The organism is Francisella marina (assembly GCF_008369785.1).
Lineage (GTDB): Bacteria > Pseudomonadota > Gammaproteobacteria > Francisellales > Francisellaceae > Francisella > Francisella salimarina.
The window spans coordinates 1,445,277-1,458,218 of the sequence record NZ_CP043552.1 but is presented as its reverse complement, the minus strand read 5'-3'; the positions used below and the strand labels follow the sequence as shown (position 1 = coordinate 1,458,218).

The window sequence follows — 12,942 nt, the reverse complement described above, 5'->3', positions numbered from 1 at the left end:
CCTGAAATAAGAGACTAATTTTAATGAAATTTAATGTTAAAAATATTTTAATGCTATCTGTTATTGGAGTAACTTTAGGTAGTTGTTCTAGTATGAAAGCAACTAAAGATAATAGAGATCCTTTTGAGAGCTATAACAGATCTATGTATGCTTTTAATGACAAAGCTTACGATACTTTGACTCCAGCAGCAAATGCGTATGATACTGTTGTTCCAGATTCATTTAAGAGTGGTATATTCAATATATTCCAAAACTTAGCAGAGCCAGCAAGAATCGTGAATGATTTATTCCAAGGTGAAATAGATTATGCAGGTGATGATAGTGTGAGATTTTTGACAAATACTACTTTAGGTTTAGCTGGTTATTTTGATGTTGCTGATAGCTGGTTTGATAAGCCAATGAGATATCATCAAAGCTTCGCTGTTACTTTACATAAATGGGGTGTGTATGATGATAATGAAGCATCTCCTTATGTAGTGTGGCCTTTGATTGGTCCAGGTACATTAGAGGATGTTACAACAGGTGTTGATGCACTATTTAACCCATTAACATATATATTCTTCTTTGCCCCTGTTGCACCAGCTATTTCTTGGGGTGTAAGTGTTGGTACGACTGGTACATATTATGTAAACCAAGGTGTATCATACTTACCTTCTTATTCGAATTTGAAAGAAGTATCTGTAGATCCATATATAGCAATGAGGAATGCTTATTTACAAAGTTATGACTATGGCATAGCTAAGGTTCTTAAGCAAGATTTACGTAAAGACGATGCGGCACTTCAGACAGATATGGCTGTATTAGGTGTACTAGGAATGGATAGTGAGAATGTAGAAGGTAAGATTGCTAGCACAGGGTCTGCTGCGACTAAGTCTTCAGAGCCGCCAGTTATATTCAAAAGTAATATTGGTACGGTTAATAAAGCTACTCAAGTTCAAGAGGCCTTCGATCAAAGTTACTCAACTGATAGTAGTGCTCTTGATTTGGCTAATGTTGATAAAGATGACACTATCGAAACAGAGTCTGAAAAGCTTCAAACTAAAATTAATGATGCTAAGGCAGATCTGCCAGGCGATGCAGATTCACCAGCTTCGACTATACAAACTCTTGCAGAGCAAGGTTAATTCTTTACAGTCATAGAGATTTTTCTGCTAATGTCATAAGTTTATCTCTATTCTCGCCTTTTAACTGCAGAGACATACATCTAACTGATCCTCCAAGCTTAGAAATTTCAGTGCAGTTAATAGGGATTATATTTTTTGTAGTAATCTTCTCCATCTGGCTTATAGCTACCATGTCGGTGTCTATATCATACTGTGGAAGATATATGTTATTATTAGTGACTAGCATATTTACATATAGCCCAAACGCTGATCCAAAATTTTTGTCGTAAGTAGTAGATTCACAATGTGAAGTAACTATCTCTGAGATATTAACATTAGGTAAAGCATTAGATATATCAGATTTTAGTTTGGTTGTGTATCTCCTATCTTGATAAGTATTAATTATAACGTTATCTTTATTGATAAAACTTACTATTCCATCAGAATGTTGTAAGCCATATGGCTCATCAGGCTCTATAAATGCGACTCTATCAAAACCAAGAGCTAAGAGTTTCTTCGTTGCTTGTGAAATATTTAATTTATTATCAACAAGAAATTTCTTACTAAGAATGGCATCACCATAATAGTTATCAACTAGATTTCCGCCATCATTTAGTAGATCGGTTTTGATAAAGGAAAGTTTAGATTTGTTTGCTAATTTAAGAAATTGATATTGAGTATTGTCAGCAAGCTTTTGTGCATTTTTCGATACTCCTTGTCCAGCAGCAGTGTATCTAAACATGATAGGTTTATGAGGGTTTGTTATCGTAAAGTCTCGCATCCATATATCATGCATTGGGAAATCTAATACTCGATTTTTACCTAATGACTCGCTATATGTAGACATATTAGACTTATTAGTAAGTATGATAACATCATCTTTACTAGCTAAAATCTTCTTGGCATATTCTATCTGAAAGCTAATTATTTGTTTTTTAAATTTTTTATAATAATTTGAAATTGGTGCTGCTAAAACGATAAGTTCATTGCTCTCTTTATAATGGTCTGTCATTAACCTTTTAGTATAGTAAGATTATTAGGATTTAAGTATAGAGGAATATTGGCTTTGACTTAAGTTTTTAAGAGCGGGTGTAATAAATATTACTTAGCTTCATCTGTAGCAATAGTTTTCATTGCAATGGCATGAAGCTCGCCAGAAAGAATATATTCATTTATTTTAGAATAAACTAACTGCTGTCTTTTAACTTTACTTTTCATATCGTTAAAATCATCAGCAATTATAGTCGCTGAGAAATGTACATTGTCATCGCTCTGAATGTCAGCGTTACAGTTTGTTAGTGAGTTTTCTAAAATGTCTTTAAGTTGTTCTTTTGTCATATTTTCTCCCAATATTACTAAATTAAGTACTCTTCTAGTATAGTATCTGCGCCGTGAACTTTAGCTAGAGAAAATGTTTTCTGATCAATGTTTTCTAGCTTTAGTTGTATACTATTTCTTTTGGCATATTTTATATATTCAATTATGAGTGATAAACCGGAACTATCAATTTTTGTACATGGTGAAAAATCGATAATCCATATAATGTCTAGCTTAGTTAGATCCTTTTTGTATGTCTTATAGAGTTGTGAAACTGTTTTTAGAGTCAATTCTGATTCTATAATCCATTTATTATTATTTATTGTTATCATTCTATACTTTGAAGATTATAGTTCTTGTCCAAAAGTTTTGGATATGTTTTTTCTTTGATTTTTTGAGTGACTTTTTGAGCAGCTTCTGTCATTTCTGGAACAGTTTTATAGGCTGCAAATTGTTGTTGGTATGTTCTTAGAATACTTACACCTGCAACATCAAAGTCATATATATGCCATTGATTATCTTTTTGGAACATCTTCACTGCAAAGTCAGAGCTTTGATTGTTATCAATGTTAGTAATTTTACCATTTACTACAACTATAGGCTTTTTCTCCCAGCTATTGTCATCCTTGTTGAATGGGAATAGCGTCAATCTATATTTTCCAGCGTAGGCAACATTTTTAGCATACATAAACGCTAACATCTCAGTTGCTGAACGTATAAATTGTTTTTGTTCCTCTGGAGTTGCTTGTTTCCATTTTGGTGTGCCAACTACAAGCTGAGCAATTACTTTGGGTGCAACTATTGGAATAATTTCTACATCGACAAGACGTAACAATTTATAAGGGTCTTGCTTGTACTCTTCTGCATTCTTGATTAGCTTATCTTGAGTTTTTACTATAGTTCTGTTGAGCATATCAACTGGGTTCTCTATAGCCCAAGCACTTGATATAGTTAACACCATAATCATAAATAAAATTGAAATTTTACGTAGCATAGTCAGTTTTCCTAGATTTAATTTACCAGCATAGATTTTAATACAAAAATAATATATTTTAAAGTAGCAAATCTTATCACTTGCCTTTATCGTCATCCTTTCCTGCTACAAAGGTGTTTATTAATGATCCTAGATCTAAAGCAGATTGCGTGTTTTCAAGCTCTATTACACTGCCTTGATGTAAGTACTTATCTTGCTCAGAGTTACTTTCAGTATCACCAATACCTGCTATAGACATTATATCTTCACTAGGTGGAGTTAGTGCAACATAGTTATCTCCTAAAATGCCTGACATTGCTACTGCAGCAGAGTAGTTGGCAGGAATTTTCTTATCGCTATTTATTGTGATAGTGACTGCAGCCATAAAGCCGTTATAAGTTTTTTCTAATGAAATTTTTGTAACTCTACCTACTTCTACACCAGCAATTTTTACAGAGGCATTTGTGCGTAGGGATCCTACATTTTTGAAATCTGCTTCAATTGAGTATTCGTTTGATCCAAATGATTTAAAAGATGTTCCACTTACCTTAAATGTTAAAAATACAAGGCATAAAACACCTATGATAATAAAAATTCCTACAGAGGTTTCAAAATGTTTGTTCCTCATTAAATTCCTCCAAACATAATCGATGTTAAAATTAGATCTGCACCTAAGACACTCATACAGCAGTATACAACAGTTTTTGTAGTAGCTTTAGCAATACCATTTGAGTCAGCGATACAGTAGTAGCCTTGGTATAGCGCTATCCATGCAGTTATAAATGCAAAAACAAGGCTCTTAATAATACCGTTTGTAATATCTGAAATTGTGACAGATGATTGGATATTGCTCCAGAATTCCCCATAACTGATTCCTAATCCAGCCTCTGCAAGTACGAACCCAGCAAGTATTGCAACAGTTGCAAAGATAAGTGCTAAGATTGGTCCGCTAATTACACATGCCCAGAATCTTGTGGATAGTATAAAACTAATAGGATTAACATTCATAACTTTTAAGCTATTGATTTGATCTGTTGCTTTCATTAATCCAATTTCAGATGTGATCGAGCTACAAGCTCGTCCAGCAAAAAGCATAGCAGTAACTACAGGACCAAGTTCTCTTAGAACACTTAAAGCAACCATTACACCTAGTAGTGAGTGAGCTCCAAATTTTGATAGTGTATAATAGCCTTGTAGACTTAATACTAGTCCTATAAAAATTCCAGATGTAACTATAATAATAATAGAGTTTACACCAACAGCTTTTATCTGTGTTATGCAATCTCTTATGTTTAGTTTACTGAAAATTATTCTTAATATAAGATCAACAGATCTTAACAAGTTATACGATAGAGAGATTGTAAGTTTATATATATTACTAAACGCTAACATGGTTCACCTTAAAATCTCATTGTAAAAGAAGTTTTTATCTACTGATTTTTTATCTCTATTTTCTAGAGGTCTACCAGCCAGGAAGTCTTGTATTTGCTTATCTTTACTATTTCTTATATTTTCAGGCGTATCGCTAGCTATGACTTTTTTGTTACCTACTATAATAATATGATCAGAGATACTTAATGACTCTTGTATATCATGAGAGACGATTAAAGAAGTCATTCCTAATGATTCATTTAGTGTAGAAATAAGTTCTAATAATTTGTTAAAAGAGGCTGGATCCTGACCTGTGAATGGCTCATCATACATCATGATGTCAGGATCCATAGCTATTGATCTTGCAAGCGCGACTCTACGAGCCATTCCTCCAGATAGTTCACTTGGCATCATATCAATTGTGTGTGCTAGCCTAACAGCTTGAAGTTTTAATAAAACAATATTATGAATTAATTCTTCACTAAGGTTTGTATTTTTTCGTAGCGGGAAAGCGATATTATCATAGACACTTAGATGTGTAAAAAGAGCCCCTGATTGAAAGAGGAACCCCATTTTCTTGCGTAGTTTGGCTAATTGTTTCTCTCGTGTGCTTTTGCTGATAATAGAATTATCAATATATATATCACCTGAATCAGGTTTTATTAGCCCTGCAATGAGTTGTAAGATAGTTGTTTTCCCAGCTCCGGATGGCCCTAAGATTGTAGTTATTTTGTTAGATGGTATTAAGAATGAAATATCATCATAAATACAGCGCTCATCTCTATAAAAGGAAACATTCCTAAACTCAATATTACTCATTATAAAATAATAGACTAATTAAAAGGAATATTAACTTCTATTGTTGAATTCTTGCTACTATCTTCAACTTTTATATCAATGTCACGAATATTATCTTCGGATAAAGCGACATATTTTTTAACAACTTCAATGATTTCATCTTTAAGTTCAGCGAGTAAATGACTACTGATTTTTGAAGATCTTGGATGCAACTCATTTCTTTGATGTGCAACAATGATTTGAAGTCTTTCTTTTGCTAAAGAGGCGCTCTGTTGTTTTTTGCCTAATCCAAAAAGTTTAGCTAACATAGTTACGATTTACCTATTAATTTTTTAAAGAAACCAGTTTTTTGCTCTGTGTATCTCATTGGTATATCTTTACCAAGAATTCTATCTACTGCATCAAAGAATGCTTTGGCAGCTATAGTATCATCAAGATGAGTTACGGGATGGCCGCTATTTGAAGCTTCTAGAATATCTTTAGATTCTGGAATTATTCCTACGATAGGAGTATACAGTATCTCACTAACATCCTCAGCCTTTAGCATTGCTCCAGCTTTTGCTCTAGCTGAATCATATCTATTCAGAAGTAGATGAATTTCTTTAAACTCACCTTCTTTTTGTGCCTTTAGAGTTTTGCTGGATAGCATTCCTAATATTCTATCAGAGTCTCTTACTGATGAAACCTCAGGGTTAGTTACTATAATTGCAGCATCTGCACATCTCATAGCCATTAAAGAACCTTTTTCAATACCTGCTGGCGAGTCACAAATAATTATATCGAAAGACTGTTTTAATTCTTCGACTACTCTATCTACACCTTCCTCAGTAAGAGCATCTTTATCTCTAGTTTGTGAAGCAGGTATAAGATATAAGTTATCAATTCTCTTATCTTTGATAATAGCTTGGTTTATAGTAGCTTCTTCTCTTACAACATTTATCAAGTCATAAACAACTCTTCTTTCACAACCCATAATAAGATCGAGGTTTCTTAAACCAACATCGAAATCAATAACAACTGTTTTAAGGTTTCTTCTTGCGAAAGCGTATGCAATAGCTGCACTAGAAGTTGTTTTACCAACGCCGCCTTTACCTGAAGTAACTACGAAAACCTTACCTTGTTTTTTTTCACTCATTTTAGTTTAAGCCTCTTATTTTTAATTATTTTAAAAACCTTCTATATGGATTTTATCATCTTGTAGATATACTATATACCCATCAGTTTTGGAACTATCAACAGGTATGCTTTCATTGTTGAGTGTAACATATTTTCCTGCGATAGAGACTAATTCTGCTTTAAGGTCTTTACATACTATTTTAGCATCTTTGTTTCCTGAGCTGCCAGCAATTACTCTACCGCCAACCCTGCCATATACAATAATACTACCATCGGCTATAATCTCAGCACCATTATTAACATTTGCCGTGACAATCACATCTGCATCTCGGGCATTAATAGACTGACCAGTACGCACAGGAGAGGTAATTATTTTTGTTGAATAGGATTGTTTAGCCTCATCAATAGCTGCTTCTTTGGCTTTACCACTTTTAAGAATATTGTGTCCAGACTTGGCTAGCTGGGTTTTTATCTCTTTGTTATCAACTACAAAGCCTATTGGAACCATACCATTGTTTTTGAATGATTCTATAACTTTCTCTAAAAAATTGAGAGAACACTTTTCACTTTTATCTATATCGCGAATATCAATCGCAAAAGGAGTGTTTTGGAAAAAAGATGGTGATTGCGAGAGTTTTGAGTTGAGTAAACTCTCAATCTGTGTAATTTCAGTTACATTAATATTAATGGCACTGATAGTATAGTTACCACCTTTAAAATGAAAAGCTTGCTTCATGTGTAAGGCCTTAAAAGTTTAAGAATATATTATTTCTATTTGATTTTAGCTTCTTTATACATTACATGTTTGCGAACTACAGGATCAAACTTTTTAATTTCCATTTTGTTTGGCATTTCTCTTTTATTTTTAGTAGTAGTGTAGAAGTGTCCAGTCTTAGCAGAAGATACTAATCTAATCTTTTCTCTCATTTTTCTTATTCCTCTTTATACAAAGCTTAATTAAATTTTGTGACCTTGAGCTCTTAGGTCAGCAAGAACGGCATCAATACCTTTTTTATCAATAATTCTCATACCTTTTGAGCTAACCTTTAGCTTGATATACTTATTTTCACTCTCAACCCAAAATCTATGAGTGTGAAGATTAGGTAAAAATCTTCTTCTTGTTTTGTTTTGTGCGTGAGAAACATTATTACCAGTAGCAGGTCTTTTACCTGTAACTATACAAACTTTAGACATCTAGAAACCCTCCCCGGGCAAATTTATTTATTATTTTTATACAATATCTCGATGATTTTATTATTTTTTGTCCAAAAAGTAAACTAGTAATATAAATAAGTTTTACTGTTTTGCTTAGGGCTCTAAATTTTGGTGTTTATACAAGGGGGGTTCCTCCTGCTTGAGCAGAGTCTTGAATGTTATTGTTATAAGTGAAGTTATTTTCTCCTTCATATCCCTCAGCTGGAGTTGGATTAATATATTTTGATGGAGCGCTTGGGTCATTATCTATCTTGTCATTGCTGTTACTTGATGAAGAAATTTGTTGTTTTGATTTGTTCATCATGCTAGAGCCTGAAGTGGCAATTGTAGAACCTGAGTTTGCATTCTTTTCATCTGGTAAGTATAAGGCTCCAGTTTGACCACAAGCAGTTAATCCTAAAATTGATGCGATTGAAATAGTAATTAATAATTTTCTCTTCATGATGTTTATATTTTTTAGTTATAAATTGCTTATTCAAATTTAACAATAAATGGTACTATTAGCAATTGAATTGTTAATTTAACTTTTGAGATGTTAAAATTCAGTTTAGTCGACTTTCTAGTTTAAAAGTTTATGCAATTTAATGAAGTCAAAGGTGTTGGTGAGGCAACTATTAAAGCGCTAGCTAAATATAATCTGTATAATCCGGATGACCTTTTGACAATCTTCCCTAAAGAGTACAAAGATACTCGTTTTGTTAGCTCCATAAGTTCTTTGGTGGCAGATAAGAAGTATCTCATTGAGGGTAGAATAACCAATTTAACATACAAGAAGTTTGGTAAGAAATTCTTACGCTTTGTAGTAAATGATGAGACTGGAATTTGTACTATTGTAATGTTTAAATTTTACCCTAATCAAATAGTTGCACTTGAAAATGCTGAATATGTGCGTTGCTATGGTAAAGTCGATTTATCTTTGAGTCCACAAATGGTTCATCCAGAATGGGCAGTTATAAAAGATGGTGTGTGTGCTATCAAAAAAGAGTTTTCACCAGTTTATCGGTTAAAAAAGGTCTCTGATAAAGTGGTGTCTAGAATAATTTTATCTTGCCTTAAAAGTAAAAGTGTTGCAGATATTTTACCAAGACAGCTATTGCGTGGATTTGGTTTGATGAGTTTTAGTGATGCCTTGTATTATGTCCATGCTCTTACAGATTCTATAGATGACAAATTTATAAATATTGCTAGATCTTCTATAAAGTTTGAAGAAATGCTTGCCTACAAACTTGCTGAGGAGAGTATTCGTAAAAGCATAATAAATAGTAGTGCTCCAAGATTGTCTTTAGAAGAGTCTCAGCAAAATGAATTTTATAAAAAGTTACCTTATCAATTAACCCAAGCTCAGCAACGTACAATCACAGAGATTTTAGAGGATATACGTCAATCAAGTGCAATGATAAGGCTTCTGCAAGGTGATGTTGGTGCTGGTAAAACAATTGTGGCAGCTATGGCTGTCTATACCGCGGTTAAATCTGGATATCAAGCTGTTGTGATGGCGCCTACAGAGATTTTGGCTGAGCAACATTATAGTTTTTTTGCATCATATATGGCAGATTTGGATATTGATGTTGTGCCACTATTAGGTAAATTAACTGCAAAGCAAACTAGAGAAAGTTTAGAAGTTATTAAGTCTAAAAAAGATTGTGTTATTGTCGGAACTCATGCTGTGTTTCAAGAGCGTGTTGAGTATTGTAATTTGGGTCTGGTAGTTGTTGATGAGCAACATAGGTTTGGTGTTGAGCAGCGTTTAGCTTTGATTAATAAATCATCTCTAAATGATAAGCATTTGACGCCTCATCAGCTCATAATTTCAGCTACACCTATTCCTAGGACTCTAGCAATGACTCTGTATGGAAATTTGCAATTATCAATACTTGATGAGTTACCGCCTAATCGTAAACCTATAGTAACGACAGTCTTAAACAGAGCTAAAAAACAAAGTTTGATAGCTAAAGTTAAAGAAGCAGTATCTCGTGGCGAACAAGTATATTGGGTTTGTCCTTTGGTTGAAGAGTCTGAAAATATGGACTTTTTACAGGATGTCAAAACTTTACATAAAGAACTAGCAGAAGCTTTAGGACAGGAAAATGTAGGTCTTGTATACGGCAGCATGAAATCAAAAGATAAAATACAAGAGATGAGTGATTTTAAAGCCAAAAAGTACAAGGTATTGGTTGCCACTACAGTGATTGAGGTTGGGGTAGATGTGCCAAATGCGAGTATTATGATTATCGATAATGCCGAAAGATTAGGTATATCTCAGCTTCATCAGCTAAGAGGAAGAGTTGGTAGAGGAGCAAAGGAGAGTTATTGTATACTGCTTTATAGTGATAGGATAAGTGAAGTTGGCAAGAAAAGACTATCGCTTGTAAGAGAGTCGCAAGATGGTTTTTATTTGGCTGAGAAAGATCTCGAGATACGCGGAGCGGGAGATATCTTAGGTAAAGAGCAGTCAGGAGTTTCAACATTTAAGACTTTTGATATAAATGAGTATTATGATAATTATGATAAAATATCTGGTGCTACAGCTATAGTAGAATGTGAATATCCACATCTAAAAAAGAAATTGGTGGATAAGTGGTTTAAGCAAAGAGTAAATTACGTGGATGTGTGATTATTATGTTATTGGCTAGTGTTGTTGCAATTTTAATTGGTTTGATAGCTACGGTGGTAGTTGTTAGGACTTTGTATAATCATAGTGTTAGAAAAGGAATACTTAAATCTAAGAAAGATAAAGTTATTAATGGAGTTATCGTTGGCTTGGTGTTTTTTTGTGTAAGTAGTTTCTCATATGTGCTAATCATAAATATTTGAGGCTTACTTGATTGCTTTAAGAACTATAGCAAATGGATATAATAAGATTATAAACTTAAAAAACATTCGCTAATATTGGTATAATAAAGGTGAATATTGTATTTAAAAACAAGAGGATTAGCTAATGGCTGTTATCAAGACAGAAGATCTAATAAATAGTGTTGCAGAAGCATTGCAGTATATTTCATATTATCATCCGAAAGATTTTATTGATGCAATGTATGAAGCGTACCAACGTGAGGAATCAAAGCCAGCAAAAGACGCGATGGCACAGATTCTTATCAATTCAAGAATGTCTGCTATGGGTAAGCGTCCAATCTGTCAAGATACAGGTATGGTGTGTGCGTTTGTAAAAGTTGGTATGGATGCTAAGCTTGATAAAACTGATAGAACAATTACAGAGCTTGTTAATGAGGGAGTGCGTCGTGGCTATAATGATCCACATAACCCTTTGAGAGCATCTATGGTTTTCCCACCTCATGGAGCTAGAAAAAACACAAAAGATAATACGCCAGCAATTGTACATATTGATTTGGTTCATGGTGATAAGATTGAGATTGATATCGCTGCAAAAGGTGGTGGATCTGAGTTTAAGTCAAAATTTAAAGTTTTAAATCCTAGTGATAGCATTATCGACTGGGTAGAAGAGATGCTTCCACAGATGGGAGCGGGTTGGTGCCCACCAGGAATTATTGGTATCGGAATTGGTGGTACAGCTGAGAAAGCTATGCTTCTTGCAAAAGAATCTCTAGGTGAAGAGATTAATATGCAAGATATCATCAAAAATGGTCCTCAAAATGAGACTGAGCAACTAAGATTAGATATTTATAATCGTGTCAATGCTCTTGGTATAGGTGCTCAAGGTCTTGGTGGTTTGACAACTGTGCTTGATGTTAAGGTTAATGAATACCCAACTCATGCTGCATGTAAGCCTGTAGCTCTTATTCCTAACTGTGCGGCTACTCGTCATGTGCATTTCACATTAGATGGTTCTGGAGCTGTTGATTTGCCAGCACCTAAGATCGAAGATTGGCCAGTAATCGAGCAAGCACAAAATGATGATGTTAAGAAAATCAATCTTGATACAGTTACTAAAGAAGAAATCGAAGCTCTTAGATCTGGTGATAATGTTTTATTGACAGGTAAGATCTTGACTGGTCGTGATGCGGCGCATAAGCGTTTACAGGATATGTATAATGCTGGCGAAGAGTTCCCTGTAGATCTTAAAGGTAGATTTATCTATTATGTAGGTCCTGTTGATCCAGTTGGTGATGAAGTGGTTGGTCCTGCTGGTCCTACTACAGCCACGCGTATGGATAAGTTTACACCATTTATGCTAGAGAAAGCCGGTATAGCTGGTATGATTGGTAAATCAGAAAGAGGTCAGGCTACTATTGACTCTATTGCGAAAAACAAGGCTGTTTATTTTATGGGAGTTGGTGGCGCTGCTTATCTAATCTCCAAATCAATCAAGAAAGCTGAAGTTGTTGCTTTTGAAGATCTTGGTATGGAAGCTATTTATGAGTTTGAAGTTGAAGATATGCCTGTAACTGTTGCTGTAGACTCTTTTGGTGTTTCAGCGCATCAGCAAGGTCCTAAGCTGTGGAAAGCTAAGATTGCTGAAATCAAAAAAGGATAGTTTTCCTCGTTACTAGTGTATATTACGACAATTTGATAATATGAATTTATATCTTTTGAATATTGATAGTTGTTATGAAAATCATAAAAATAACCTCTCAAAATAATCACATATACGAAAATCTAGTTCAACTCTACGAGTGTGAGTTTGCTCCTTTAACAGGTGAAAAACCAGATTCTAATGGTTTATATGTTATCCAAACGCCTATTAAAGGTGGTGTGATAGGTTATCTTGTATATATAGATAACTTGCCAGTGGGTTTTATGGTAATCAAGGAGCTCGAAGAATGTCTTGATGTTGCGGAGTTTTTTATTTTACCAAGCTATAGACGTAATAGAATTGGAATTGATTTTGCTAAAGACATTTTTTTAAGGAATAAAGGCAATTGGCAGATTAGACAGATTCAAGGAGCAGACTATGCGACTAGATTTTGGCGTAGGGTTGTGAAAGAGTTGGTCTGCTCGGATTTTATCGAATCTTTCGAGTATGATTCTGAGTGGGGCTATGTAACTATCCAAAGGTTTGCTATTTAGGTTCTTTAAATAGTTTAATTATTAATTTTGATGTTTATGTGTGCTATATTCAATCTATAATTC

18 protein-coding genes are annotated in these 12,942 nt (G+C 34.0%); 5 read left to right on the top strand and 13 right to left on the bottom strand.

Features of this window, described 5'->3' with window-relative positions; genetic code table 11:
* Positions 1-23 precede the first annotated feature (23 nt).
* Positions 24-1,124, top strand: coding sequence for an MlaA family lipoprotein (locus tag F0R75_RS07185; RefSeq protein WP_013922125.1), 1,101 nt, complete (start codon positions 24-26; stop codon positions 1,122-1,124).
* A gap of 10 nt (positions 1,125-1,134) precedes the next feature.
* On the opposite strand, the gene F0R75_RS07180 is transcribed toward F0R75_RS07185, so the two are convergent.
* From F0R75_RS07180 to lptM, 13 genes are all read right to left on the bottom strand, one after another.
* Positions 1,135-2,115 carry an agmatine deiminase family protein gene (locus F0R75_RS07180; protein WP_149367815.1) on the bottom strand — a complete coding sequence of 327 codons (981 nt, stop codon included), beginning with the start codon at positions 2,113-2,115 and terminating at the stop codon, positions 1,135-1,137.
* Between the two features lie 89 nt (positions 2,116-2,204).
* Positions 2,205-2,441: a BolA/IbaG family iron-sulfur metabolism protein gene (locus F0R75_RS07175; RefSeq protein WP_013922127.1), complete on the bottom strand. Its 237-nt coding sequence runs from the start codon at positions 2,439-2,441 to the stop codon at positions 2,205-2,207.
* Between the two features lie 17 nt (positions 2,442-2,458).
* Positions 2,459-2,752: an STAS domain-containing protein gene (locus F0R75_RS07170; protein ID WP_013922128.1), complete on the bottom strand. Its 294-nt coding sequence runs from the start codon at positions 2,750-2,752 to the stop codon at positions 2,459-2,461.
* Entirely contained in the window at positions 2,749-3,414 is a 666-nt protein-coding gene (locus F0R75_RS07165; RefSeq protein ID WP_149367816.1) for an MlaC/ttg2D family ABC transporter substrate-binding protein, read from the bottom strand. Before F0R75_RS07165 ends, F0R75_RS07170 begins: the two co-directional genes overlap by 4 nt.
* A 76-nt stretch (positions 3,415-3,490) precedes the next feature.
* Positions 3,491-4,021: an outer membrane lipid asymmetry maintenance protein MlaD gene (mlaD, locus tag F0R75_RS07160; protein WP_146421786.1), complete on the bottom strand. Its 531-nt coding sequence runs from the start codon at positions 4,019-4,021 to the stop codon at positions 3,491-3,493.
* Positions 4,021-4,785: an MlaE family lipid ABC transporter permease subunit gene (locus F0R75_RS07155; RefSeq protein WP_013922131.1), complete on the bottom strand. Its 765-nt coding sequence runs from the start codon at positions 4,783-4,785 to the stop codon at positions 4,021-4,023. Before F0R75_RS07155 ends, mlaD begins: the two co-directional genes overlap by 1 nt.
* 3 nt (positions 4,786-4,788) lie before the next feature.
* Complete coding sequence (locus tag F0R75_RS07150) at positions 4,789-5,583, bottom strand: ABC transporter ATP-binding protein (protein ID WP_149367817.1); 795 nt, start codon at positions 5,581-5,583, stop codon at positions 4,789-4,791.
* 14 nt (positions 5,584-5,597) lie between these two features.
* Complete coding sequence (minE, locus tag F0R75_RS07145; RefSeq protein ID WP_012279974.1) at positions 5,598-5,870, bottom strand: cell division topological specificity factor MinE; 273 nt, start codon at positions 5,868-5,870, stop codon at positions 5,598-5,600.
* A gap of 2 nt (positions 5,871-5,872) precedes the next feature.
* The gene (gene minD, locus F0R75_RS07140) at positions 5,873-6,697 is read right to left on the bottom strand and encodes a septum site-determining protein MinD (RefSeq protein WP_149367818.1); all 825 of its coding nucleotides are present in this window, start codon (positions 6,695-6,697) and stop codon (positions 5,873-5,875) included.
* Positions 6,698-6,727: 30 nt separating this feature from the next.
* Positions 6,728-7,414 carry a septum site-determining protein MinC gene (gene minC / locus F0R75_RS07135; RefSeq protein WP_013922134.1) on the bottom strand — a complete coding sequence of 229 codons (687 nt, stop codon included), beginning with the start codon at positions 7,412-7,414 and terminating at the stop codon, positions 6,728-6,730.
* Between the two features lie 35 nt (positions 7,415-7,449).
* A complete protein-coding gene (gene rpmG, locus F0R75_RS07130; protein WP_004286519.1) occupies positions 7,450-7,605 on the bottom strand; it encodes a 50S ribosomal protein L33 in 156 nt (51 codons plus the stop codon).
* Positions 7,606-7,635: 30 nt separating this feature from the next.
* Entirely contained in the window at positions 7,636-7,872 is a 237-nt protein-coding gene (gene rpmB / locus F0R75_RS07125; RefSeq protein ID WP_013922135.1) for a 50S ribosomal protein L28, read from the bottom strand.
* A gap of 136 nt (positions 7,873-8,008) precedes the next feature.
* Positions 8,009-8,335 (bottom strand): LPS translocon maturation chaperone LptM, encoded by a 327-nt coding sequence (gene lptM / locus F0R75_RS07120; protein ID WP_149367819.1) that lies wholly within the window; start codon positions 8,333-8,335, stop codon positions 8,009-8,011.
* A gap of 132 nt (positions 8,336-8,467) precedes the next feature.
* Between lptM and F0R75_RS07115 the strand changes: the two genes are divergently transcribed.
* The 4 genes from F0R75_RS07115 to F0R75_RS07100 all read left to right on the top strand — a co-directional run bounded on the left by F0R75_RS07115 (position 8,468) and on the right by F0R75_RS07100 (position 12,879).
* Positions 8,468-10,507, top strand: coding sequence for an ATP-dependent DNA helicase RecG (locus F0R75_RS07115; protein ID WP_149367820.1), 2,040 nt, complete (start codon positions 8,468-8,470; stop codon positions 10,505-10,507).
* Positions 10,508-10,512: 5 nt separating this feature from the next.
* Positions 10,513-10,707 (top strand): hypothetical protein, encoded by a 195-nt coding sequence (locus F0R75_RS07110; RefSeq protein ID WP_149367821.1) that lies wholly within the window; start codon positions 10,513-10,515, stop codon positions 10,705-10,707.
* 124 nt (positions 10,708-10,831) lie between these two features.
* The gene (locus tag F0R75_RS07105) at positions 10,832-12,346 is read left to right on the top strand and encodes a fumarate hydratase (protein WP_149367822.1); all 1,515 of its coding nucleotides are present in this window, start codon (positions 10,832-10,834) and stop codon (positions 12,344-12,346) included.
* A gap of 74 nt (positions 12,347-12,420) precedes the next feature.
* On the top strand, positions 12,421-12,879 hold the full coding sequence (locus F0R75_RS07100; RefSeq protein ID WP_149367823.1) for a hypothetical protein: 459 nt from the start codon (positions 12,421-12,423) through the stop codon (positions 12,877-12,879).
* Positions 12,880-12,942: the final 63 nt, after the last annotated feature.

Excerpts from the sequence above, each read along its gene's own strand:
- minE (WP_012279974.1), bottom strand. The coding sequence starts at position 5,870 with ATGTTAGCTAAACTTTTTGGATTAGGCAAAAAACAACAGAGCGCCTCT.
- minC (WP_013922134.1), bottom strand. The coding sequence starts at position 7,414 with ATGAAGCAAGCTTTTCATTTTAAAGGTGGTAACTATACTATCAGTGCC.
- F0R75_RS07155 (WP_013922131.1), bottom strand. The coding sequence starts at position 4,785 with ATGTTAGCGTTTAGTAATATATATAAACTTACAATCTCTCTATCGTAT.
- F0R75_RS07185 (WP_013922125.1), top strand. The coding sequence starts at position 24 with ATGAAATTTAATGTTAAAAATATTTTAATGCTATCTGTTATTGGAGTA.
- rpmB (WP_013922135.1), bottom strand. The coding sequence starts at position 7,872 with ATGTCTAAAGTTTGTATAGTTACAGGTAAAAGACCTGCTACTGGTAAT.
- F0R75_RS07105 (WP_149367822.1), top strand. The coding sequence starts at position 10,832 with ATGGCTGTTATCAAGACAGAAGATCTAATAAATAGTGTTGCAGAAGCA.
- F0R75_RS07110 (WP_149367821.1), top strand. The coding sequence starts at position 10,513 with ATGTTATTGGCTAGTGTTGTTGCAATTTTAATTGGTTTGATAGCTACG.
- minD (WP_149367818.1), bottom strand. The coding sequence starts at position 6,697 with ATGAGTGAAAAAAAACAAGGTAAGGTTTTCGTAGTTACTTCAGGTAAA.
- F0R75_RS07100 (WP_149367823.1), top strand. The coding sequence starts at position 12,421 with ATGAAAATCATAAAAATAACCTCTCAAAATAATCACATATACGAAAAT.
- mlaD (WP_146421786.1), bottom strand. The coding sequence starts at position 4,021 with ATGAGGAACAAACATTTTGAAACCTCTGTAGGAATTTTTATTATCATA.
- F0R75_RS07150 (WP_149367817.1), bottom strand. The coding sequence starts at position 5,583 with ATGAGTAATATTGAGTTTAGGAATGTTTCCTTTTATAGAGATGAGCGC.
- F0R75_RS07180 (WP_149367815.1), bottom strand. The coding sequence starts at position 2,115 with ATGACAGACCATTATAAAGAGAGCAATGAACTTATCGTTTTAGCAGCA.
- F0R75_RS07165 (WP_149367816.1), bottom strand. The coding sequence starts at position 3,414 with ATGCTACGTAAAATTTCAATTTTATTTATGATTATGGTGTTAACTATA.
- rpmG (WP_004286519.1), bottom strand. The coding sequence starts at position 7,605 with ATGAGAGAAAAGATTAGATTAGTATCTTCTGCTAAGACTGGACACTTC.
- F0R75_RS07175 (WP_013922127.1), bottom strand. The coding sequence starts at position 2,441 with ATGACAAAAGAACAACTTAAAGACATTTTAGAAAACTCACTAACAAAC.
- lptM (WP_149367819.1), bottom strand. The coding sequence starts at position 8,335 with ATGAAGAGAAAATTATTAATTACTATTTCAATCGCATCAATTTTAGGA.
- F0R75_RS07170 (WP_013922128.1), bottom strand. The coding sequence starts at position 2,752 with ATGATAACAATAAATAATAATAAATGGATTATAGAATCAGAATTGACT.
- F0R75_RS07115 (WP_149367820.1), top strand. The coding sequence starts at position 8,468 with ATGCAATTTAATGAAGTCAAAGGTGTTGGTGAGGCAACTATTAAAGCG.